Consider the following 23,062-nt stretch of genomic DNA (forward strand, 5'->3'; position numbering starts at 1 on the left):
GCTACCACCTGACCTAAACCATTGTGCCGTAAACACTAAAGCCGAATCAAACCGAAAATGCCAAGCGTTGGGAATCCGTCTTAAACGCTTTGTTATATTTATGATACCTCTATACCTTTTCCCACTTTATAAGAGATTTTCTTCTAGCCACGATGAGATAGTAAATACTGATTGCAATAGAGAATGCTGAGCTTGCTATGAGAGCATTTGTTAAGGTATCCATGAACATAGAATTCTCTTGGGCTAGGCTAAACAGATACGTTATAAGCAGGTATACGAAGAAGAATTCAATGAATTTCAAGACTATGTTTGTCGGAAGAGACTCCCAATATACCGGTTTTAACTGGATGCCTCGATTTCGCAAAAATCTATATACAATTGTCTTGTCTGTATTACAAGAAAGCCCCAAAACCTTTAGGTGATTGTCAGCTCTTTCTAACTTATCTTGATAACTCATAAATCTCCCCTAAATGGAAGACGATACCAAAATTTGGAAGATTGGATTTAGAGTAGCTTCATGATTTGAAAATAAATATAACGCCCTGTTAAGGTGTGAGCAACGCAATACAAAAGCCTCCGCAAACCACCTTAAACACTAAGCACAACGCATAGTAAAAATGCCACGCGTTGCGAATCACTCTTAAACAGTTTGTTATGTGTGTTGTTTTTTCAATGACCCTGGCGATTTTTCCCCTAACTTCTCAGCTATACCCGTAACATCAACACCTTCATAATCCAACTTTTTAACTATGCGGCTTCTTACACTTTTTAAATATTCAAGAAGATGCAATACATGTGAAGTATTTACCTTAATTTTACCATTTACATCGATTTCCTGAAGGACAACAGCGCGACCGGCTTCAATTAACGAATCTAGAGTTTTGTCTTTTTGTTTGCTCTCTTTAACACAAACAATTCCCAGAGCAATATGGTTTTCATCGATATCGAAGACTTCATGAGGTAACTTGCCTACCAACATATTAAGATCTCCGCCTTCTTGAACAAACTTCAACACCTCGGGTTTTAACTGGCGATAACCTTCTACATTTTTCTCGACCCAGTCCAGTGTATCCTTCATATTTTTTCCAACAGAGCTATAGGCTGACCTCTTAATTTCAATAACTCCATGCACACTCTGTTGCGGAACTAACGCAAAGCCTGCAGTATCAAATATCGCAGGTAAAGGTGTAGGACTCCAAATCATAAGATCCAACTGCTTTAACTTCTCTCCTACTTGAGCTGTACCGATAAGACTTCCTGTAGAGCATATATGTGGTGTCATAAAATTTCGAATTAGCTCAGTCACCGCAGATTCTGCATATGCACCAATAACAGCTGGATTGCTAGTAAACTTTATAATTTCATTATTAGCGGTAAGCGAATTTACCAGCTGTTCAGTATATGTTTTCCAAAAATAATCGCTCATTTTAAACCTCGAAACACATAACGCTAAGCTAAGTGGCTAACAAACTTACCACCCAACCCAATTTGAGCACCTTAATCACTAAACTAAACCGAACCGAAAATGCCGAGCGTTTGTTAGTCCGTCTTAAGCGTTTTGTTAGTTTGCTACCGCGATAAACCAAAGGTTTAGCGCCAAGGTGCTGAATTGACGACCAAACTACTGGCTTTAAACGAAGATGTAAAATTGAAAACTACGAATCTCAAACCCACACGCCAAACGTCCTTGGCTAAGAAGCGACATGCGCCAGACAACTACGGTTTGAAGGACAATAACTGGCAAAGGATTCGTTCGATGAACTTAACAGCCAAGTGCGACAAAGCCAGTTGAGAGCAACTTAGCCGCAACAAAAAAGAAACCACACCAAATAACGTGGCGAAAAAATTAGAGCCCGTAAACGACTAACCCACCACAAACACTGCACACATAGTGCCACCGGAAAGTTCATGAAATTAGAAAACGAACAGGTGTATAGCTAGAACGCAAAACCCAGCTTTTAAACCAAAACGCTTTTCTGCCCTTTGCAAACTAACGCTAAGCTAAGTGGCTAACAAACCTACCACCCAACCCAATTTGAACACCTTAATCACAAAACCAAACCGAACCAAAAATGCCAAGCGTTTGTTAGTCCGTCTTAAGCGTTTTGTTAGTTTGCTACCGCGATAAACCCAAGGTTTAGCGCCAAGGTGCTGAATTGACAACCAAACTACTGGCTTTGAACGCAGATGTAAAATTGAAAACTACGAATATCAAATTCACACAACAAAACGAGCTTGGCTAAGAAGACTTTCATAGATGCCGACAACCGCAAATGCAATTTTCAATGCTCACACTTAACTTTCAAAACCAAAGAAGCAGCGCGCAAGAACATTGAGAAATGAACCTTACTAACACGGAAGAAATGAGTAACACAGAAGCTAATTAACCGAAAAACAGGCTACGCGAGATGCCTATTTCGATGAAAAGTCTTTGGGAAATAACAGGTGTATAGCTAGAACGAAGAACCCAGCTTTTAGACCAAAACGCTTTTCTGCCCTTTGCAAACTAACAGCTATTAGACGGTAAATTTCTATATTTAAATATAGAATTCATCTATCTAGTATCTTAATTACGTTAACCATACCCCGTATTTATGTAAAATAACAGTAACTTAAGTGCTAAGTCTCACTGCCTTCATCCCAAAATGATGAATTTTTCCATATAGCCTGAATCAATGTGCCAAACTGCAAACCATGTATGTATAAACAGTTAAGGCCGAAATGAAAAATTCACCTTTTTTATCTTATATACAAGAGTATATGCTTGGTAGGCACTATGCTCTTCGTACAACAAAATCTTATATATATTGGATTCATCAATATATTTTGTATCATGATAAAAAGCACCCCAAAAGCTTAACATCGAGACATGTTGAAGACTTCTTGACACACTTGGTTGTTAATAAAAAGTCAGCAAAGAAAACACAAAGCCTTGCGCTCAATGCGTTGGTTTTTCTATACAAAGAGATCATCCAAGAACCGGTCGATCTCGACATGCAATTTCGGCGTTCAGACAAGTCTCGAAAATTGCCAACAGTGATGACTCAAGAAGAAATAAGCCGACTCTTTAGCCACTGTTCGATCAACTACAAGCTGCCGTATCAATTAATGTATGGATCAGGTCTGCGTTTAATGGAGTGTGTACGCTTGCGAATACAAGATATCGACTTTGAATATAAATCTGTACGTGTATGGCAAGGAAAGGGGGGCAAAAACCGCTTGGTAACCATCGCTCCGGAGCTTTTTTCCAGCATTAAACAGCAGCAACAGAGGTCCGTAAACTATTACCAGCAAGATATACATGATGACGCATTTTCAGGTGTGCACATGCCCGACGCACTCGCAAAAAAATATCCAAACGCAGAAAAAAGCTCAAATTGGCAATTTCTCTTTCCATCCCCTCGTTTGTCTATCGATGTAAAAACAGGTGAATTACGTAGACATCATATTCATCCGACGGCGCTACAAAAGCACATTAAGATAGCGGCTCAAAAAGCGAATATTGAAAAAAATATCTCATGCCACACTTTAAGGCATTCATTTGCGACACATCTTCTTCAAAGCGGCGCTGATATTAGAACGGTTCAAGAACAACTTGGACACTCTGATTTAAAAACGACACAAATTTATACTCACATCATTGATCGAGGGGCTAATGGCGTTGTTAGCCCCCTATCAAGAATATTTCAAAGTAAATGAGTGTTCCCCTTGTATGCTGTGAGTGACAATTTCATTTTAAATAAGCCGTCTTACCATTACTTTTTACGGACCACTGGATAATCAGAGCCATGAAGCTCTTGTACAAAACCCGAGCCATCGCCGCTATGTGTAACCCATACTTTCTCTTTCGCGCGTGTCATAGCGACATAGAATAAACGTCGTTCTTCAGCATAAGGAAACTCATCTGACGATTCTGTTAATGCACCATCGATGTGCAGTTGCTTCTTCTTCGCAGGGAACTGACCTTCATCCACACAAAGAATAATCACAAAATCGGCTTCTTTGCCCTTACTGGCGTGACAAGTCATGAAATTGATATCGATTGAGGTATAGATTTTTTTCCATTCTTCCAGTAATTCTGGTTTGTGGTAATGATTACGGCCCAGCAGCAATACAGACTTATTGGTTTTGCCTTTGGATTGTCGGTTTAATTGATCAAGGATTTTTTCGACTTCTTTGCTTGGCGCACTGTAGACGGCCTTTTGTTTCTGTTGCTTAAAGCTGTTTAGTTCTTTGGGCAATTGAATTGGGTTTTCCTGTACAAATCGGTTCGCAACAGCACCTAACTGATTATTAAATCGGTAAGTCGTATCCAAGTGGTGAATTGTTGAACTCTTAAAACGCGATTTAAACCCCGTGGTTAAATCAACATCTGCCCCTGCAAACTGGTAGATAGATTGCCAATCATCACCTACTGCAAAGATAGAGGCTTGGTGGTCGGCTTTCGACTGGTTACACAATGCTTCAACCAGAGCAAGGCGATCAGGAGAGATATCTTGGTATTCATCGATCATGATAAATTTCCAAGGAGAGATAAACTTGCCCTTTTCAACGTATTGAGTCGCTCGACTGATCATGATAGAGAAGTCGATATGATTCTCTTCTTTTAGTGCTTTTTGCCAAGCGGTAACACATGGCCAACACAGTGAAAGTTCACTATTCAAACGTGTGTAGTCTTTATGGTCGATGAGCCGTTCTTGTACTTCTTTTTTTGATAAGCCCGATGCATTCAACTGCTCAAGTTGTTTTTCTAGCCAACCTATCAATTTAAGGTTAGAGACGTGGCTGCCAAGCTCGTCATCACCGGTTAAATAGGCGATTGGCCATTTGGACAGGTGCTTTTGCCAGCGCTTGAAGTTGGTTGGTGTCATCCAGTGCTTTTTCAACCAATCAATACACCATGCTTGGCGTTGATTGTCATCTAAAGCGAGGGGGGAGATAACAACCCGTTCACTTTCGACTTGATTCAGTATTTTTAAACCTAACTGATGAAAAGTACTGACTTCGACTTTGTCGGCTGATAAACCAATTTTGCTGTCGAGACGTTGCTTCATTTCGATAGCGGCTTCACGTCCAAATGCGAGCAATAACAGTTCTTCAGCTTGGGCCTGATGACTTTGCAATAAATAAGAGACGCGAGCCGTCAATACGCTTGTTTTTCCAGAACCCGCCCCCGCAAGGATCAGGTTATGGTCGTCGTTCATCAAAACGGCGTATTGCTGAGACAAATTCAATGGGGACGACTCACATTGCGCAAACAATACCGCCCAGTTTTGTCTTTCTGTCTCTAACCATTGCAGGTTGCGTTCCGCTTGCTTGATTTCGGTTTCCGATAACCATTGCTGCATTGTCGCGACACGCTTTGGCATGCGTTGAACGGCTTCTTCTAAGCTCATGTTCATGCTTTCCAAACCAAAGTTAACCATGTCAACCCAAGCGTTGACCTTAGAATGCGGTAAGAAGGCAGGAAGTTGCTCTAGACGTGTCAGTTCGGCTTCCCACTGAGGGACATGTTCAGCCAGCTGTTGACACTGTGTGTCATGCCATTTTTGGTATGCTGCAACCGCTGAGCGAGCAAACTGACGACACTGAGCCCAAGGAAGGCCTTGAACTAACCAACAGCGTTGCTTCCCATCTTGTTGATGAGCAAAGAACTGCAACGATCCCCAAAACAAGCCACGTTTTATCGCGATCTTGCCACTCCAAATAGTAAACGGGATGCGTTCTTCACTTCCCACCGAAGATAACCGTAGACGTGGACCATCAAGCTCAACCTGATGATACTCATTTTGAATAAAAAACTGTGCAGTCTTATTAGCGCTTAGCTGCATTGGAGCATGCTCTTTAATTAGGAATAGTGAATTTATATCATGATGCAATGATAATTAATAATATCTCATCTCTTATCGACGCTTTCATGACCACTTAAGGGCAATTATGGATAAGTATCAAATTGTTGTGCTTGATTTCTGTTAGGATTATGGTTTTAGTGTGTTAAGTGAGCAACTGTGGACTTCTCTGCCAAATTACGTCTTTATTGGGCGAATAAAACCATAAATTACAGTGTATTAATCCTCATAACTCTGCTCGGTGTTGTGGTGCCTACTTGGTACTATGGACAAAACACACTCATCACACCTCTCATTTTAGGTATCATCGCAGCCGCGCTAGCAGAAAGCGACGATAGCTTCACTGGTCGCTTGAAAGCTCTCAGTCTTACGTTTATCTGCTTTGCGATCGCGGCCTTTTCTATTGAATTACTTTTCAATACACCTTGGTTGTTCGCACTAGGGCTTTTTGTCTCAACATTTTCGTTCATTATACTTGGTGCGATTGGGCCTAAATACGCGAGTATTGCATTCGGCTCTCTGCTGGTCGCCATCTATACCATGCTCGGTGCTCATGAAAGCACCAACCTATGGTTTCAGCCATTGCTATTACTGACAGGGGCCGCTTGGTACTACTTTATGTCAATGATTTGGCAAATTGTATGGCCAATGCAACCTGTCCAGCAAAACCTTGCTACGGTATTTGATCAGATCGGCACTTACATGGAATCCAAGGCCGAGCTATTCTACCCAGTATCAGACCTTATTCCTCAACCTCACCGTATTATTGAGTCTAAATTAAACGCAAGTACTGTGAATGCACTCAACATGTGTAAAGCAACACTGCTTAACCGCTCTAAACGAGGGCATATTGACGGCCCTAGTGATAGATTCCTAAATACCTACTTTATTGCCCAAGACATTCATGAACGAGTGAGCTCAACCCACTATCGCTATCAAGAACTGGCCAAGCACTTCGAACGTTCAGATGTGCTATTCCGCTTTAAATACCTACTAGAGGCACAAGCCACAGCGTGTAAAGAAGTCGCGAGTTCACTTAAAGTCGGCGCAGAGTATCAACACGGTGACAAATCTGTTTTAGCTCTTGATGAACTGATGTCCTCCCTCACTCACCTTCATCAGAAGAATAAACCTGAATGGAAACCGTTGTTGAACCAGTTAGATTACCTTTTCAATAACTTAGCCACTGTTGAAAAGCAGCTATCAAACATCAGCAACCCAGACGTCATAAAGTTAGAAGAAGGTGTATTAAACGATACCAATCCACATACGTTAACAGCCATGTGGCAAAAGATCAGAGCGAACCTGAATACCGATTCTATGTTGTTTCGCCACGCCGCTCGGATGGCAATCACACTGACGCTTGGCTACGGGATAATTCAAGGTTTTGATATCGAACGTGGCTATTGGATCCTATTGACGACCTTATTCGTGTGCCAACCCAATTACAGTGCCACTCGACAAAAGCTGACCGCTCGAGTCATTGGCACAGTCGCTGGCTTGTTGATTGGGGTTCTGCTATTAACATTCTTCCCTTCTCAAGAGAGCCAACTGGTATTCATCGTTGTCAGTGGCGTGATGTTCTTCGCGTTACGCATTAACAACTATGGTTTCGCTACTGGTTTTATCACCTTATTGGTCTTATTTTGCTTTAATCAACTTGGTGAGGGTTATGCGGTCGTTCTACCGAGATTGGCCGATACCTTTATTGGCTGCGCCCTTGCTGTTTTAGCGGTGATTTACATATTACCTGACTGGCAATCGAAACGACTTCACAAAGTCATGGCTGATGCCCTCGATGCCAATAAAAATTATTTGGATCAAATCATTGGCCAATATCGCATCGGGAAAAAGGACACCTTAAATTATCGTATTGCCCGCCGTAACGCACACAATAACGACGCTAATCTCACCCTCGCTATCAGCAGCATGTTAGTTGAACCCGGCAAATATCGAACCTCTGAAGATGAAAGTTTTCGATTTTTGACGCTTAACCACGCTATGCTCAGCTACATTTCGGCCTTGGGAGCGCATAGAACTCGCATTGACGATGAAGCGACACATAAACTCGTTCTAGACGCACACAGCGTCATACACGAGCACTTAGATGCGCTCAATGAGCAACTGTTCTCTCATCAAGAGCAATGCGAAGTGAAAAATGCTTACGACCCTGAACTGGACCAGCGCTTGAATGAGTGGCGAGAAGAAGATGAAAGCTCGGTCAGAATGGTTTTACAACAACTCCATTTGATTTATCGGATGCTTCCCGAGTTACATACGCTAGCAACCAAATTCGCGGTCAAGGTAAAAATAGACAAACCGCTTGAAAGCGATCACTCTGAGTAGAAAACAAATGAATTAAAAACAAAAAGATAGCGAACGATGGTTAAATATTGAACACCGCATATCTTCACACTTCCACCTAACCACACGACGTAACCAGTGGCACTACCGTCATAACCCCCATATCGCAATAGCTTGGGGGTTTTTACATTATAATAATATTCCTGACATGGATTGACCTCCCCATAACATCGCCTAACACTTTTCGGACAATAAACAAGCAAGGCGATTTATAGTGTATTAGTTCTCGGAAGTAACAAATTGCAATGAATTATTCATTGAATATTGTTTGATTTCACGCACCAATAGTCTATGCTCAATTGAGCATATGGATTTGCACCAAGGTCACATTATGAATACACAACAATTTGAAGAGTTTAAACAACAGTTACAACATCTTAATTCGCAGCAACTGAAAGTGTTACAAGGCGAAATAGATGGTAACCTTGAGAGCGACAAACGTACCGTGCTTACTGATGAAGAGTTAAACGCGCTAAATGACCTGTTCAGTTAATAGGCAGATCACTATTTTTGCTTAAGTTCACATTTTCGCTTAAGTTCACATTTTCAACGTAGACTTCATCTGTTCACCATCGCGCTCAAAATATCGCCCGCCTAGACTCATTTCATACGTCAATAAAAGGTTCTGCTATGTCGATATCTGGTATTCAACCTGGTTACGCCATTATCCAGCAGTCAGCAAACATGGCTGAAGAAGCCGCAATCGAGCTCAACCAAGCCTCCCAACATTCTCTAGAATCCGACGATACTTTCCAAGCTAGCGATCTCAGTTTTAATCAAATTGCACCTGAAAAATCTCTTTCTTCAAAAGACAAACAACCTGAACTTATTCCATCCTCAAGTGAAGCCTTGCTAAAACTGACACAAAGTGCAAATTATAATCGTATTGGTGCGAGTGTCGTTAATCGTCAAAACGATGCCATTGGTCGTATTCTCGATATCCATATCTAATCTAGACACGATCTTACGTCTTTTCTATGTCCTTAACCTGATAGTTTCAATCACTCTCGATGCTTTTTGTCGCGATAAGTCCACAAACTGTAACTCATTATATCTGATGCTTGTTTCTGGTTTATTACTCGGTAGAATCAGCGCAAACTATTCTTGCCGCACAAATTTGACTTCGTAGTAATTATGCCAAAACTCAACCTGCATCGCCGTGACTATGTTTCTATTTTAGGAGGTGCCATCTCCGCAGACGAATTAGAAAATAAGCTGCAACCTCATTTTGAGAAGCCAGTCAATAAACTGACTCCAAGCCCGTACCTGACAGAAAAAAATCTATCGCGCCGTTGGGCTTCTCTCGACAATTCAGAATCACAGCAACAGTTGCTTGATCCCCATACTCAAAGTCAGATGCAAGCCTATGAAAAAAACATCGAGCATTTTATTGGCACCGTTAAAGTTCCTGTTGGCATATCCGGTCCTTTAAGAGTTAATGGCCTATTTGCAAAAGGCGATTACCTCGTTCCGTTAGCAACCACAGAAGCGGCGCTTGTTGCGTCTTATAACCGCGGATCAACATTGATCACCGCTTGTGGCGGCGCAAGTGCGATGTTACTCAATGAAGGCGTGACACGTACACCAGGTTTCGCATTTCGGGGCTTAGTTGAAGCAGGACAATTTGTGGCTTGGGCGGTTACCCAATACGACCAGTTTAAAACATTGGCAGAGTCTACCACTTCACACGGTAAACTGACTGACATCAATATCAACATCGAAGGCAATCATGTCTATTTGGTGTTCGAATTTCTAACCGGAGACGCGTCCGGTCAGAATATGGTGACGATTGCGACCAACGCTGTTTTTGAGTACATCATTGAAAATACGCCGGTCAAACCCGATCACGCGTTCCTTGATGGCAACTTGTCAGGCGACAAAAAAGCCAATACTCAAACCTTGCGTAGCGTTCGTGGTAAAAAGGTCACAGCCGAGGTGAATATCTCTGCAGAGCTTGTCGCTAAGTACCTACATACCACGCCAGAAAAGATGGTCCAGTTTGGTCAAATGACCACCGTCGGTGGCGCTTTGAGTGGTACTATCGGTATCAACGCTCATTATGCAAATGCGCTTGCGGCACTTTACATTGCTTGTGGCCAAGACGCAGCGTGTGTGGCTGAATCTGCAATTGGTATGACACGAATGGAACTGAACAAAGAAGGCGGCTTATACGCGAGCGTAACACTGCCGAACTTGATGTTAGGGACAGTCGGAGGCGGTACCAGCCTACCAAGCCAAAAGGCGTGTCTAGACTTGCTAGGACTGCACGGCAACGGTAAATCACAAGCCCTAGCTGAAGTCTGTGCTGCATTATGTTTAGCCGGTGAACTATCAATTGTTGGCGCGTTTTGTGCTGGTCATTTTTCGCGAGCTCATCACAAGTTAGCGCGCTAATTTCTGTTATAAGATCTTAAACCTACCGTTGTCACGCATTGAGTGAGTTGTGAATGGATTACTTACATTTATCAAGAGTGAGTCTTAAACACCTCACTGCGCTGCATATTATGCTGAACACACACAGCGTCACTCAAACCTCAGAACAACTCTTTGTCAGCCCTTCAAGTATAAGCAAAACATTATCTCAGCTACGTGACATCCTCAACGACGAGCTTTTCTATCGAGACGGCACCCAACTTATCCCGACTCCCTTTGCTCTGAAGATAGCTCCAACCGTTCACGCGATCCTTTCCAGCATGAATGGGTTGCTTCATCAGAAAAGTTTTACCCCTCAAGAATACCAAGGCAGCTTTTCTCTTTCGATGCGTGAAAGTACCTTTGAGGTGTTCGCGTCGAAGATAAGTAAAATCACGACTAGACTGGCACCAAAAGCGAAGTTCAACATCTATTCGAAACAGCAGCTCGGCTTCGATGCTTTACTCAGTGGCCAGGTCAATTTAATCTTGCTGCCCCATGATATTTCGCAGCCACCAACGGACGATAAAGAGTTGGTTTGGGAAACCATTCTTACCGATGAAATGGTTTGTTTAATGAACGCGCATCACCCTCTTGCGCAGCAAGAACTGTCGGTGGAAGGCTATTTAGATTATAAACACATTGGGATTTTAGATAACGAACTGTCTCAGCCTTACTTTGAGCAAAACTTAGTTCAATATCATAAGCCAAGAGAGATGGCGATATCGGTCGCGGACTTTGGCGCTGCGGCTGTGTTGTGCCACCATACGCCTTTCCTGTTCACTTGCTCTAAACAGTGGGCTGAGCATGCTAAGCAAGCACAAGGGTTGGTCAGTAAACCACTGCCTTTTGATTACGGTAAGGTGGCGTATAGCTTGGTGTGGAACAAGCCCAATATGAATGACCAAGCGATCAAATGGTTGTGTGACTTGTTTTTAGAAGCTGAGTGTTTTTAGAGGCTGAATGTTTTTAGACGCCTCGACTTTGTTGCAGCAGAGTTAGCGAACGAGGCGAGTTTTAGAAAGGCTCTATTTTGAAAAGAAATTATTAGATATAGACCTCCGGAGTTTGCATCGGCCTTTGTACAATAGCGTAGAGCTTATCGTAAAAGCTCTGCACCTGTTGTTCTGTGCATTTCGGCCACTCTAAAGCCTCTCCAATCACACCATGGTGTTGAAATGCATTCAGCCGAATTCGAACATCACGTGGTAGCGCCTTCAAGTAACGCCCCACCTGTTCAATTTCGTCCTCAAGGTCGCTTTTATTGGGGATATGCAGCAACCTAACTTCGTGCAGTTTTCCTTTATCTGCAAGGTAGTCAATGGTTTTAAACACCCGATGGTTGCCTCTGCCCACTAACCATTGATGCGTTTCCGATTGCCATGATTTTAAGTCAATCATCGCACCATCGAGATAAGGCAACACCTTGTCCCACCCTTGCAGTGACAGCGAACCATTACTATCGATAAAGCACGTTAAGTGCGACAACTGAACATCGCTTTTTATCGCTTTGAATAACTCGATGATAAACGGCAGTTGCATCGTCGCTTCACCGCCAGAAACGGTAATACCACTCAAGAAAAACTGATTATGCCTGACGAGTTCAAGCACCTCCGAGACCGTCATTGAGGTCATTTTCGGGCTCGACTTATGGTCGCAGATATCAATGCAATGGTCGCAGTGGGTGCAGGCTACTGGGGCCCACTTCACGTTGCCATCAACCATGCTTAAAGCACGGCTCGGACAGACGCTAACACAGTCACCACAATGGTTACAGTGGTTGATGGTGTGGGGGTTGTGACAGGTAATACAGTCAAAATTGCAGCCCTGAAGAAACAGCACCAAGCGGTTTCCCGGGCCATCAACACAAGAAAAGGTCAGCACACGGCTGACCTTCGCTTGTTTTTCTGTCTTATTATTTTTAACCCTAGCCATTTGAGTTGTTAGATCAGAAATTTTCATCATTCGTATTGTTTGGTTATGGGGATCCGTTAGATCAGGGTGCTATTGGTACGTCGGTGACATCTCTAAGCTCGCCACACGTGGTTTACGCTCTAATATGCCCGTATTCTTCGCAGCTTCAGCACCTAAAAAGGTGGTATTGGTGCGTGAGCCTTGCTCGTCATACTTGGCAATATCAGACAGCTTAATCATGTAACCCGTCACACGAACCAAATCGTTTGATGCCACGTTAGCCGTGAACTCTCGATAACCCGCTTGAATCGCACCTTTACACAAGTTGAACATCGCTTCTGGATTTGATTTCACTGTCTCGTCGATGGTTAGAATGTCACTGATACCCGAGGTGTAGAACTTATGGTGACCCGCAGTCGCACGAACATAAGAGACAGGATCCGGTTCGGTGCCATAAGGAATACGGACACCTGGAGTCACATCTTCATCTAAACTAATACCGCCTTGAGCGTGCAACAGAGCTTTACCTTCCAGCCCATATTTCACTTCAGAGCTTTCCACGATCTCCGCCAGCTTTTCAGAGATACGGTGACCGAGTTGATTCGCCTGTTCATCGTGACCATAGCGCCCTGCTAGGCCCTCTTTCTCCATCAAGATGTTGACTGCTTCCGCCATGCCATAAATGCCAAACATTGGTGCGAACCGATCTTCTTGAATCAGCCCTTCTTTGGTTAAGAAGCCTTCAAAAAAGTGAGACTTTTCATGTAAAAAACGACTACGTGCGTTCATTAATTCGATCATGATAGCACTGTAGTTCGGCAACACATGCTGTAAGAAATCCGCACTACTCTCTGATTTCAACGCCACTTGCTTGAGATTCATACGCACTAAGGTGTTTGAACCACCGGCTAACGGCAGAGAGTTATAGCAGCTCACAATACCAAAACGCTTGTCGCCGTATGCCTTGGCATGTGCCGGATAGTTCGCGATATGTGGTTTACTGCATTCGCAGATGTTGCTCGCCGCATGACGAAGTAGATCATCAGGGGTCACGGTTGGGTCGTACATAAAGGTTAAGTTTGGCGCGATCTGTTTCAGTTCCGCATCGACACGCAAAATCGTACGACAGACAATGTTGTCTGTCGGCCCGATGTTTACGTGCATGAACGCATCTGGCAGTGTGCGATCCAACATGATCCAGAACAGCTTAATCTTTTGGTATACCTGATCTTCCGTTAAGTCGCCCACGAAAGGCATCAACACATCATCCAACTGACCTAGGTAAACTGGAATGGAAGTGACAGAAGGAACATGGTGGTAAAGGATGGTGAGCATGTTCAATGCTTCATCGAAGTTGGTTGCCGCGCTAAGCTCTAAATACTCTGAGCCTTGATGTAAGTATTTAGAATAATCTGGAAGTACATAGCGCGGCTTAAATGGGGCATGCCCTTCAAACATGTCACACAACACACCTTGTTGTAAGGCTTGCTCGACTTCTTTGCTTACCGGCATATACGGCAGGCTGGCTTCAGCTTCTAAGGCAAGATAGCTCGACTTCTGCTTTGGAGACAGTTTGCTATCTGAAATGATATGGCGAAAACGTTGTTGTTGCTCTGAAAGAGGTACTGGCGTAGATGACACAGACTGGTGGCTCATGATAAAACCCTTAATATTATTATGGATTTATTTTATCGCTCACACTTACATTTCCACTAATGAAATGTATTCAAGACTGTATTTCCCAAATGGAAATAACCTGTAAATCCACTCGTGATTATTGGCTTATCGAAAGCTGACGTTAAGCAATAGAAAATTAAAAACGTAAGGATAGATGAACTGAGACAACACAGACCAAGCCGCCCTATATGCAGCACAAACCGGTAAGAATAAAAAACCCACATCACTGGCTCTAAACCGTTGATGTGGGTTTTATTGTCTGTATTGGTATCAGCAAAGAGTGAGAAACCCTCGAGTCGCCTACAGATCAGGAAGCACTTGTTTACGACCGACACCCATTAATACCTTTAACGCACCTTGTGGCGTGTCAATCGAAAACGGTGTCGAGACTTCAACAATCGAGAAACCGGCTGCACTCAATACATTTTCAGAGCGCTGTAGACTAATGCCATAATCTTCACCGTCACTGTCTAGGTACCAATCCCAGTGCACAAAAATACCATCGTTTTCCAGCAAGGTGTAAATCAGACTGACGGTGTCTTGTAGGTTAGGGATGAAACCACACACCGAAGAGGCGACAACTAAATCAAACTGGTTTCTGAATGCTGGATGCTGCGCTGCGAGCCCGCGCGATAGAATATCAACAACCGGTTCAACGTTCGCTAACTCTTTCTTATCCAACTCTTCAATCATCCCTTCTGAGATATCAAGAGCAATGATCTCTTTTGCTAAGGGAGCGATTTTCTGGCTGAGTAACCCTGTACCACAACCAAAATCAAGGACACGGGTTCCATTCAAATCAACGAGCTGTGTTAACTGGTCAAATGTGGACTGTGCAAATACTGCGGTCGCGGGATCTTTATCCCAATCCGGTGCGTACTCGTCCCATTGTTTCGCCATCATGGCCTCCATCTTTACTTCTTGTAGGTTCGGAACTGTCCCCAGAGTAAACCAAATTCGTCAATTCGTCATAGAGTTATCATGCAAAGATGGACTATTTCTAAGATAGTCAGCACAATATTCAGATAATATGTTCCACTCCTGTTCAATATGGAAATGAAATGAACCTTTCTCAAGTCCAAGCCTTTTGTTCTGTTGCTGATTTAGGATCTGTCTCTGAAGCCGCTCGACAACTTGAATGCAACCGAACCAAACTGAGCATGTCGATCAAAGCTTTGGAAAAGGAGTTGAATGTCGAGTTGTTTGTTCGCAGTGGCAACCATGTTGAACTGTCTGAGGCGGGAAAAGCCATTTACAAGGACTGTGAAGGCATGTTGGTGACGGCAGCGCGCATTAAGCAAACCTGTTTACATGTTTCGGGTGAGTTCAACGCCGAGATTTGGATTGCACGCGATGACTCACTCCCCGATGAAATGTGGCAAAGTTTATCTCACGCCCTAAACAACAAATACCCTTCAACTTCTTTCAACTTTGTCTTAGCGTCCAGTGGCGATCTCGCCAACTTGGTTGAAACTCAACAAGTCGATTTCGCCTTTGGCGTCGATTACGAACGTGTCGATGACCCAAGAATTATCTATAACCCACTTGGTAAGATTCGAATGATGTCGGTATGTAAAAAAGGGCATGATTTGAGTGCGATGCGACGAGTGTCGGATGAAGTACTGCGAAATTCGATGCAAGCAACTATGGTTTATCTTAATGAAAAAGATAATCCAGAACTTGAGCCCTTCTCTCGCCGATACATCGGCTTCTCTAGCTTCGATTTTATGTTGGATACTATCCTACGAGAAGATGCATGGGGCGTAATGCCTGAGCCATTGATTCGCCACTTACTGCGCGAGCAGGAATTGGCAGTGATTAAGCACACATACGGTCTAACACAAGAAGATTACTGTATGTTTACCGCAGCAGGTATGGCAGAACACCCAGGTATGAATTGGTTAGCGGATCAAATCAGCGATTACTTGTTTGATTTCTAAAATGTTTTTTTGACCCCGATTTGTCCTTCCACACCAATAGATCAAACAGGCGGCCTCCTCTTGAAAACACTCATCGTCAACTATATTGACACCTAAATTTAATCTTAACTAATTGAATTTCATTAGATTAATAACAAGTCATCTTTATAACCCGTAAAACCATTCAGATAAAGTTTGTAAAATCCGTTCAATATTAGAACAATGAAGTTATCAAAAACATCTGGAAAATTTTATGTGTGACAGGAAAAGCCAAAACGAAAACCGAGTATTATTATTCTCAGCCCTTTTAGCATCAGGCTTCGCTATTGGCGGATTGGTATTGGGTCTGCTCGTTGGCTCTCTGGTCATTGTATTTGACGGTGTTTACTCTCTTATCAGCTTACTGTTAACTTTATTGTCACTCGCAGCCTCTAAGTACATTAACCGCCCTTCAGATACGGCATTCCCGTTTGGTCGAGCAATCATTGAACCGATTGTTATTGCCATTAAAGCCGTTGTGATTTTGCTTGTAGTCGGTTACTCGCTTTACTCAGCCATTGGGGCTCTAATGACGGGTGGCCGTGAAGTTGATGCTTCGGTCGCGACTCTATTTGGCCTTTTCAACGTATTGGGGTGTGGTTACGCTTGGTGGTACATCACCAATAAAAGTAAACGTATTTCTTCTGGTTTGATTCAAGCTGAATCTAAACAGTGGCAGATGGACACTCTATTAAGTGTGGCGGTAACAGCAGGTTTTGTTGTGGCTTGGGTGGTGACTTACTCTCCGTTTGCTGAATACGCGGTGTATGCTGATCCAATGATGATGTTGTTAATGTCTTTCTACTTCATCAAAGTGCCTGTCGACATGTTACGTGAAGCAATGCGCGAATTGCTGATGATGTCGGCGACCAAAGATATTTGTGATGCGGTAGATAAGAACGTTATCGCCGTAGACAAAGAAGCGGATCAAGATTTGGAGTTAATGGGGGTAACTAAGGTTGGCCCTGAGCTAAGAATCAACGTTGATATTCATACCAACGACCAAGATGCGATTGCGGTCGATGATATTGAACGTACGCGCCGCCAACTTAAGCGACGCCTATCGAAGATGCCGTATGATCTTCAATTGAATCTTAATGTCGCAAGCTAGCTTTACGTCTGAACTGGCGCTCTAAAATAAGCGTAACCTAAAACCAGATTAAGTTTGAGATAACACCTCTTCAGAAGCCGACACCTTTGCTGTCGGCTTTTCTCTTGTTACCCACCAGCAAGCCAGCGAGCCAACGGTTACCATACATACGCCCTGCCAAAAAGCGATGTTCAATGTTAAACCCAAAATTAAAGAAGAGAGCACAGTCGAAAAGATTGGTGTGAAATACGACATGGTTGCCAAAAACACCATGTTGCCACCAAGAATCGCCGTGTTCCAAAGTGCATAACCAGCCCCCATACAGGCCCCAGCCAACGCTAAGTCAATCGCCGCACTCGTTGTCATCACCATGCCGGTTTCATCACTCAATGCGTATTTAATCCACAGAGTGATCGCCGTAGCGATAAAGAAAAGCACAATCGCATTCTGCCCTTTAGCAACGCGCTGGGTGTAGTTACAGTAAACAGCCCAAATAATCGAACCAAAAAACGCCATCGAATAGGTTTTAGGGTTCGTCGCAATGTTGGCAGCAATTTGATCAACAGATAGACCTTGATCACCACTGATGCTCCAAGCCACACCAAAGAATGCCAAAAAGATACTTGGATAAACCAACCAGTTAATCTTCTTGTCGCTCAGCAACACCGCAAACAACACCGTCAGTGCCGGCCATAGATAGTTGATTACTGCCATCTCTATGGCTTGATGTCGGCTGTTCGCCATTCCCAAAGCCAGAGCCAGGAAAATCTCATAACAAACGAACAAGGCGCCGCCAATCAGCAAGTAAGACTTAGAAAAGCGTGAAAGCTTAGGTAGCCCCATAACACAAACCAACAACAACGAACTCACCGTGTAAAGGCTGGCAGCCCCACCAATTGGACCTAGCTGTTCTGAGACACTACGAGACAGAGCAATCAAGCAGCTCCAGAGTAAAATGGCGATAATACCGTAGCAGCTATAACGATGAGATTTCAGCACGTCTTTTCCTTTATCTGTTTTGATGATCACTCTATGGTTAAACCAAGTTAAAAATAATTGGCCGAGTACATTTTCGTACTCGGCCATCAATAGCAAACGGGCCAAATCAACCGTTTGCTATTACGTATTCGCTAGTGACACTTAACTATTAACTAAGCCAGTAGCAGCGCTTGCAAGTCAGCCAAAGACTTTACTTGATAGTGAGGAGAGATCCCCTCTGGCGTTGCCTTTTCTTGACTGTTTAACCAGCAAGTTTCGATGCCAAAATCGAGTCCGCCTAAAATATCGGAATGTGGGTTGTCCCCGACCATCAATATTCTTTGTTTCGATGGCAATCCAACCAGCTTATGCGCATATTCAAAAATCTGGGCATCAGGCTTAGCGACCCCAACCTCTTCAGAAATGATCACATGATCAAAGTAATCGGTCATTCCTGTGCGCTCTAACCGGATTGACTGCAGCTCTGTAAAACCGTTCGTGATGATGCCCATGTTCACTTTGCCTTTTAAAGACTCCATCAACTCTTGTGCCCCCGGTAATAAAGAACAGATATCCGCCATCGCCATTAAAAATGCACTGTTTAAAGCCGTCGTCGTTGTCTCTAACTTTTCAGCCCAATTTTCAAAGCGCGTGTGCTTCAGTTGGTCTGCGGTAATACGACCATCTTGATAATCAACCCAAAGTGGTAAGTTCACCTTCTGATAAGCTGAATAATCCTGTTCGCTGAAGTCCACACCAAAACGAGAAAACATCAACTTCATTCCCTGATAAGCATCAAAATGGAACAAGGTTTCATCTGCATCAAAGAATATCCAATCGTACTTCATTTTATGTCCTATTATTCGCACTGTTGAGCCGTGCCTACACTATTTTTTTCGTTGTTTTTATCGCGGCCTAAAAGGCCGTGGCATCACTTTACCCTCAATTTTGTGAGCTTGTATATAAATCTAATCATTTATAGAAAACAAGTAGCAAGTCATGATATATCGCAAATGTTGCCACATATTAAACCAATACCATACAAGAAATACACTTAGGTACCAGGAGGTACTATGAAGCACTTTTTACCCTCGTCAGTCATGCTTACCCCTTTTCTTGTCAAATACTATGACGATGAACCAGAGGACACGCTTGATAATGAAGAGCCACAAATTGAATGCAGTGAGGACTCAGAGAAAAATGCACCACAAGCTGACATTGAACACGTTGTCAGTAAATAAGCTTATTTTTCATTGTTATCGTTCACCATTATTCTTCTGATTGAGTCTATTTATCATTATTTATTGATGACAAAAATACACTAAAAACTAGGGAAACGATTGCTATATGAGCCTTATCACAACGACTCGCGACAAAGTATCCGTTCAGAATCAAAGTTGTTCTAGATCAATAGTCAACCCCTTGAGTATCGACACCATGTAGCAAATAAAAAATCATTACTAACGGAGCTCTCCAATGTCTACTGCATTTTACATCCCTACAATCAACTTCATGGGCACTGGCTGTCTGAAAGATGCGGCTGATAGCATCCAATCTCAAGGATTCAAAAAAGGTTTGATCGTTACCGATAAGATCCTGAATCAAATTGGCGTAGTTAAGCAGGTACAAGATCTTCTTAGTCAGCGAGGCGTAGACGCCGTTGTCTTCGACGGTACCCAACCAAACCCAACCATCACTAATGTGAACGATGGCCTTGAATTGCTGACCGACAACGATTGTGATTTTGTTGTTTCTCTTGGTGGCGGTTCTCCACATGACTGTGCGAAAGGCATTGCTCTGGTTGCTTCTAACGGCGGAAAGATTGCTGATTACGAAGGCGTCGATCAGTCTGAGAAACCAATGATGCCTTTGATTGCTATCAACACCACAGCAGGCACCGCATCGGAAATGACACGTTTCTGCATCATCACTGACGAAGCTCGCCACATCAAAATGGCAATTGTTGATAAGCACACAACACCGCTTATCTCTGTCAACGATCCTGAGTTAATGCTGGCTAAACCGGCATCATTAACAGCCGCTACAGGTATGGACGCATTAACGCATGCAATCGAAGCTTACGTTTCTATCGCAGCAACGCCAATTACAGACGCAGTGGCAATTAAAGCCATCGAGCTTGTACAAGCGCACCTAAGAACTGCGGTAGCGCACGGAGAAGACATTGAAGCTCGTGAGCAAATGGCTTACGCACAATTCATGGCGGGTATGGCGTTCAATAATGCTTCACTAGGCTACGTTCACGCAATGGCACACCAACTAGGTGGCTTCTACGACCTCCCACACGGTGTATGTAACGCTATCTTGCTACCACACGTTCAACGTTACAACGCGCAAGTTTGCCCAGAGCGTCTACGTGATGTAGCAAAAGCAATGGGGGTGAATGTGGAAGGCATGACAGCAGAGCAAGGCGCGGAAGCAGCGATCAACGCGATTGTTCAACTTGCAAACGATGTCAACATCCCAACAGGCATTGCACAGCTTGGGGCAAAACTTGAAGACATCCCAACGCTGTCTGATAACGCACTGAAAGATGCGTGTGGGTTCACTAACCCTAAACAAGCGACACACGAAGAAATTTCAGCGATCTTCGAAGCGGCAATGTAATCTAGAGACGGGGCTCTATTAGCCTCTCTTGGTTAAAGGCTGTTCTAGAAACAAATCAACCTAAATACAAACGGGCTCATTTTCTGAGTCCGTTTTTTTGGCCGTCCCATCCTTTCCAAACCTTTCCCTCGTCACTAATCACTAATCACTAATCACTAAAAAAGTCGCATTATTGCAATCGCTTGATTATAGTTAACCTATTGATATATAAAATGACAAACAGGTTCCATTGAGTCTTAGGATAGCGAACTACTCATTATTAACGTCACTCCTTTCATACTCCGTTCAGGCAGAGGAAAAAAATGCGTGTCACAGCCAAGCGTTAGAAGACGCCCCTATCGAAAAAGCCTACCACTTCCTAAACCGTAAGTTTTGCCAGCCCGCATTGTGGTTTGATAGCTTCTTTGTGGATGAACGCATTACTGAAGATGCCAGAGCAGGAACGTCTGTGCGTTGGTATAACGATTTTACGTATTCTGAAGGTGGTGAGATTGACTACTCGACCAAGCTCAATGCTCGTTTGCATCTTCCTTTTGTCAGCAAACGGCTTAAGTTAATCTACGAATCTGTCAGCGATGAAGAGTTCTTGGATTTCTTTCCACAAGATTCAGAAGAACTAGAGAGTGCACTTGGCCTACGTTACGACGCCTATGCTAAAGGCTACAGCAGCTTCAATATTAAGGTGACATTGCGTCCACGCATCGAAGCTCGCTATCGTTTTACCTACCCTCTCACAACCGATGCGGTATTCAGGCTTACCCAACGCATATATCAAGAGAAACAAGAGACTGGAGAAATCACCGATATCGACTTTGACCTATCACTCAGTGATGATTTCTTAGTTCGTTGGTCAAGTTTTGCCGGGTACAATGACGATCTTGATGGCTGGAGCTATGGTACGGGATTCACCTTATATCATTATCTTGCTCAAGACCAAGCGCTTCAATATAGCGCCACGATCAATGCAACGGATAAGCCTTATAATCATTACGAATACGCTCAGGTTTCGGTGACCTACCGACAAAACGTCTGGAAAGAGTGGCTGTTCTACGAGCTCATTCCTCGTTATCAATGGGAACGAGAACCGAATAAAAAACATACTGAAGAAGCCAACATCACCTTTCGGCTTGAAGTCCTGTTCAATAATGTGTAACTCAACGATGTCACTCAACAACGTTTAGTTCGCTTTCTAAAATGAGCATCATAAGATAGGAACACAAAAAAGCACATCATACGATGTGCTTTTTCAGTTTAATCTAAGCTGAGAGTGTCATCTTAGCCTTTGTAATTTCTTACTCGTGCTGCTTCTGCTTCACGTTTGTCGACAACCGTTTTACCGATTGGCGCCAACGAGATAAGCGCTAATTTAAGATGTTGAATCGCAAACGGAATACCGATGATAGTAATGAAACACGCCACGGCTGACATGATATGACCAATCGCAAGCCAGATCCCCGCCAAAAAGAACCAAATAACATTACCAATCATACCCAGCGGGCCTGTGCCGATATCCATTTCATTGGTCAGCTCGTCACGCGAAATCGCTTCCTGACCAAATGGGAAGAATGAGAAGCTACCCATAACAAAACACGCTCGCCCCCATGGGATACCCACGATGGTTAGGAATGCGATCAATCCGAAAAACCACCACGCCAGTCCCATAAATACGCCACCGAACAGAAACCAAATGATGTTTCCGATTGTTTTCATTCTGTATTCTCCAACTCATTGAGTGCTGTTTATTTGATATGCCGAATAAAGCAATGCTTGTTCATAAAGGTCCATTATTGTTGAACCTTTATGAACCGTTTATGAATCACTTACACTTTATGTGATTGATACACGCCACGGTTCTCTATATCTGCATAGGGCTCAACCCATTTATTTGATACCATACAATTAGGTTTTTAACACCACAAAGCTAAACAGACACAATCACTTATTTAAGGCCGAATTTATGAACAACACCGAGCAACCTAAAAAGACAATGAAAAACTGGGTGCCAATCGTCTTCTTCGGCCTTATCAGTACGGTACCGGTATTCATGTTTTTAGTTGACGTCTACATCAACCAATATATGTAACAGAGCCTGTTACATAGATTGGTCTAAAGTGGATACCGGACCTATTTCCTGTATCCATTGCCATTAGATCCGCTTTTCTGCAGTTAACTATTCTTTAATCAACTCAACTCTT

The 23,062-nt window shown here is 43.3% G+C and carries 21 protein-coding genes; 12 read left to right on the forward strand and 9 right to left on the reverse strand.

The window, feature by feature from the left end; translation table 11 throughout:
* Nucleotides 1-109: 109 nt before the first annotated feature.
* The gene (locus tag OCU36_RS20140) at nt 110-457 is read right to left on the reverse strand and encodes a DUF6404 family protein (protein ID WP_390206958.1); all 348 of its coding nucleotides are present in this window, start codon (nt 455-457) and stop codon (nt 110-112) included.
* 195 nt (nt 458-652) lie between these two features.
* Nucleotides 653-1,426 (reverse strand): DUF6602 domain-containing protein, encoded by a 774-nt coding sequence (locus OCU36_RS19920; RefSeq protein WP_050907594.1) that lies wholly within the window; start codon nt 1,424-1,426, stop codon nt 653-655.
* 1,295 nt (nt 1,427-2,721) lie between these two features.
* Here OCU36_RS19920 and OCU36_RS19925 point away from each other — a divergent pair.
* Nucleotides 2,722-3,699 (forward strand): integron integrase, encoded by a 978-nt coding sequence (locus OCU36_RS19925; protein WP_261840199.1) that lies wholly within the window; start codon nt 2,722-2,724, stop codon nt 3,697-3,699.
* 56 nt (nt 3,700-3,755) lie between these two features.
* Here the strand turns inward: OCU36_RS19925 and helD are convergent, their stop codons facing one another.
* Nucleotides 3,756-5,831 carry a DNA helicase IV gene (gene helD / locus OCU36_RS19930; protein ID WP_261840200.1) on the reverse strand — a complete coding sequence of 692 codons (2,076 nt, stop codon included), beginning with the start codon at nt 5,829-5,831 and terminating at the stop codon, nt 3,756-3,758.
* A gap of 177 nt (nt 5,832-6,008) precedes the next feature.
* On the opposite strand from helD, the gene yccS reads away from it, so the two are divergent.
* The 5 genes from yccS to OCU36_RS19955 all read left to right on the forward strand — a co-directional run bounded on the left by yccS (nt 6,009) and on the right by OCU36_RS19955 (nt 11,581).
* Nucleotides 6,009-8,195 (forward strand): YccS family putative transporter, encoded by a 2,187-nt coding sequence (yccS, locus tag OCU36_RS19935; RefSeq protein WP_261840201.1) that lies wholly within the window; start codon nt 6,009-6,011, stop codon nt 8,193-8,195.
* Nucleotides 8,196-8,520: 325 nt separating this feature from the next.
* Nucleotides 8,521-8,706 (forward strand): hypothetical protein, encoded by a 186-nt coding sequence (locus OCU36_RS19940; protein WP_261840202.1) that lies wholly within the window; start codon nt 8,521-8,523, stop codon nt 8,704-8,706.
* A gap of 137 nt (nt 8,707-8,843) precedes the next feature.
* Complete coding sequence (locus OCU36_RS19945) at nt 8,844-9,164, forward strand: hypothetical protein (RefSeq protein ID WP_261840203.1); 321 nt, start codon at nt 8,844-8,846, stop codon at nt 9,162-9,164.
* A gap of 183 nt (nt 9,165-9,347) precedes the next feature.
* Nucleotides 9,348-10,607, forward strand: coding sequence for a hydroxymethylglutaryl-CoA reductase (locus OCU36_RS19950; protein ID WP_261840204.1), 1,260 nt, complete (start codon nt 9,348-9,350; stop codon nt 10,605-10,607).
* Nucleotides 10,608-10,660: 53 nt separating this feature from the next.
* Nucleotides 10,661-11,581, forward strand: a complete 921-nt coding sequence (locus tag OCU36_RS19955) for a LysR family transcriptional regulator (RefSeq protein ID WP_261840205.1) — start codon at nt 10,661-10,663, stop codon at nt 11,579-11,581.
* 91 nt (nt 11,582-11,672) lie between these two features.
* Here the strand turns inward: OCU36_RS19955 and OCU36_RS19960 are convergent, their stop codons facing one another.
* From OCU36_RS19960 to OCU36_RS19970, 3 genes are all read right to left on the reverse strand, one after another.
* Nucleotides 11,673-12,587, reverse strand: coding sequence for a YjjW family glycine radical enzyme activase (locus OCU36_RS19960; RefSeq protein ID WP_261840758.1), 915 nt, complete (start codon nt 12,585-12,587; stop codon nt 11,673-11,675).
* A 42-nt stretch (nt 12,588-12,629) separates the two neighbouring features.
* Nucleotides 12,630-14,195 carry a YjjI family glycine radical enzyme gene (locus tag OCU36_RS19965; RefSeq protein WP_261840206.1) on the reverse strand — a complete coding sequence of 522 codons (1,566 nt, stop codon included), beginning with the start codon at nt 14,193-14,195 and terminating at the stop codon, nt 12,630-12,632.
* 321 nt (nt 14,196-14,516) lie between these two features.
* Entirely contained in the window at nt 14,517-15,116 is a 600-nt protein-coding gene (locus OCU36_RS19970) for a class I SAM-dependent DNA methyltransferase (protein WP_261840759.1), read from the reverse strand.
* A 161-nt stretch (nt 15,117-15,277) separates the two neighbouring features.
* On the opposite strand from OCU36_RS19970, the gene OCU36_RS19975 reads away from it, so the two are divergent.
* Nucleotides 15,278-16,156 (forward strand): LysR family transcriptional regulator, encoded by an 879-nt coding sequence (locus tag OCU36_RS19975; RefSeq protein ID WP_261840207.1) that lies wholly within the window; start codon nt 15,278-15,280, stop codon nt 16,154-16,156.
* Between the two features lie 232 nt (nt 16,157-16,388).
* Entirely contained in the window at nt 16,389-17,285 is an 897-nt protein-coding gene (locus tag OCU36_RS19980; RefSeq protein ID WP_261840208.1) for a cation diffusion facilitator family transporter, read from the forward strand.
* A 48-nt stretch (nt 17,286-17,333) separates the two neighbouring features.
* On the opposite strand, the gene yddG is transcribed toward OCU36_RS19980, so the two are convergent.
* Both yddG and yjjG read right to left on the reverse strand, forming a co-directional pair.
* A complete protein-coding gene (gene yddG, locus OCU36_RS19985) occupies nt 17,334-18,263 on the reverse strand; it encodes an aromatic amino acid DMT transporter YddG (protein WP_261840209.1) in 930 nt (309 codons plus the stop codon).
* Nucleotides 18,264-18,415: 152 nt separating this feature from the next.
* Nucleotides 18,416-19,090, reverse strand: a complete 675-nt coding sequence (gene yjjG, locus OCU36_RS19990; protein ID WP_261840210.1) for a pyrimidine 5'-nucleotidase — start codon at nt 19,088-19,090, stop codon at nt 18,416-18,418.
* A gap of 225 nt (nt 19,091-19,315) precedes the next feature.
* Between yjjG and OCU36_RS19995 the strand changes: the two genes are divergently transcribed.
* From OCU36_RS19995 to OCU36_RS20005, 3 genes are all read left to right on the forward strand, one after another.
* Nucleotides 19,316-19,483: a hypothetical protein gene (locus OCU36_RS19995; RefSeq protein WP_261840211.1), complete on the forward strand. Its 168-nt coding sequence runs from the start codon at nt 19,316-19,318 to the stop codon at nt 19,481-19,483.
* Nucleotides 19,484-19,718: 235 nt separating this feature from the next.
* Nucleotides 19,719-20,867 carry an L-threonine dehydrogenase gene (gene yiaY / locus OCU36_RS20000; RefSeq protein ID WP_009845589.1) on the forward strand — a complete coding sequence of 383 codons (1,149 nt, stop codon included), beginning with the start codon at nt 19,719-19,721 and terminating at the stop codon, nt 20,865-20,867.
* A gap of 229 nt (nt 20,868-21,096) precedes the next feature.
* Nucleotides 21,097-22,020 (forward strand): hypothetical protein, encoded by a 924-nt coding sequence (locus OCU36_RS20005; RefSeq protein ID WP_261840212.1) that lies wholly within the window; start codon nt 21,097-21,099, stop codon nt 22,018-22,020.
* Nucleotides 22,021-22,142: 122 nt separating this feature from the next.
* Here the strand turns inward: OCU36_RS20005 and OCU36_RS20010 are convergent, their stop codons facing one another.
* The gene (locus OCU36_RS20010; protein WP_261840213.1) at nt 22,143-22,577 is read right to left on the reverse strand and encodes a YccF domain-containing protein; all 435 of its coding nucleotides are present in this window, start codon (nt 22,575-22,577) and stop codon (nt 22,143-22,145) included.
* 247 nt (nt 22,578-22,824) lie between these two features.
* Here OCU36_RS20010 and OCU36_RS20015 point away from each other — a divergent pair, with 247 nt between their 5' ends.
* The gene (locus OCU36_RS20015; RefSeq protein ID WP_261840214.1) at nt 22,825-22,950 is read left to right on the forward strand and encodes a hypothetical protein; all 126 of its coding nucleotides are present in this window, start codon (nt 22,825-22,827) and stop codon (nt 22,948-22,950) included.
* Nucleotides 22,951-23,062: the final 112 nt, after the last annotated feature.

Source organism: Vibrio artabrorum, from assembly GCF_024347295.1.
Lineage (GTDB): Bacteria > Pseudomonadota > Gammaproteobacteria > Enterobacterales > Vibrionaceae > Vibrio > Vibrio artabrorum.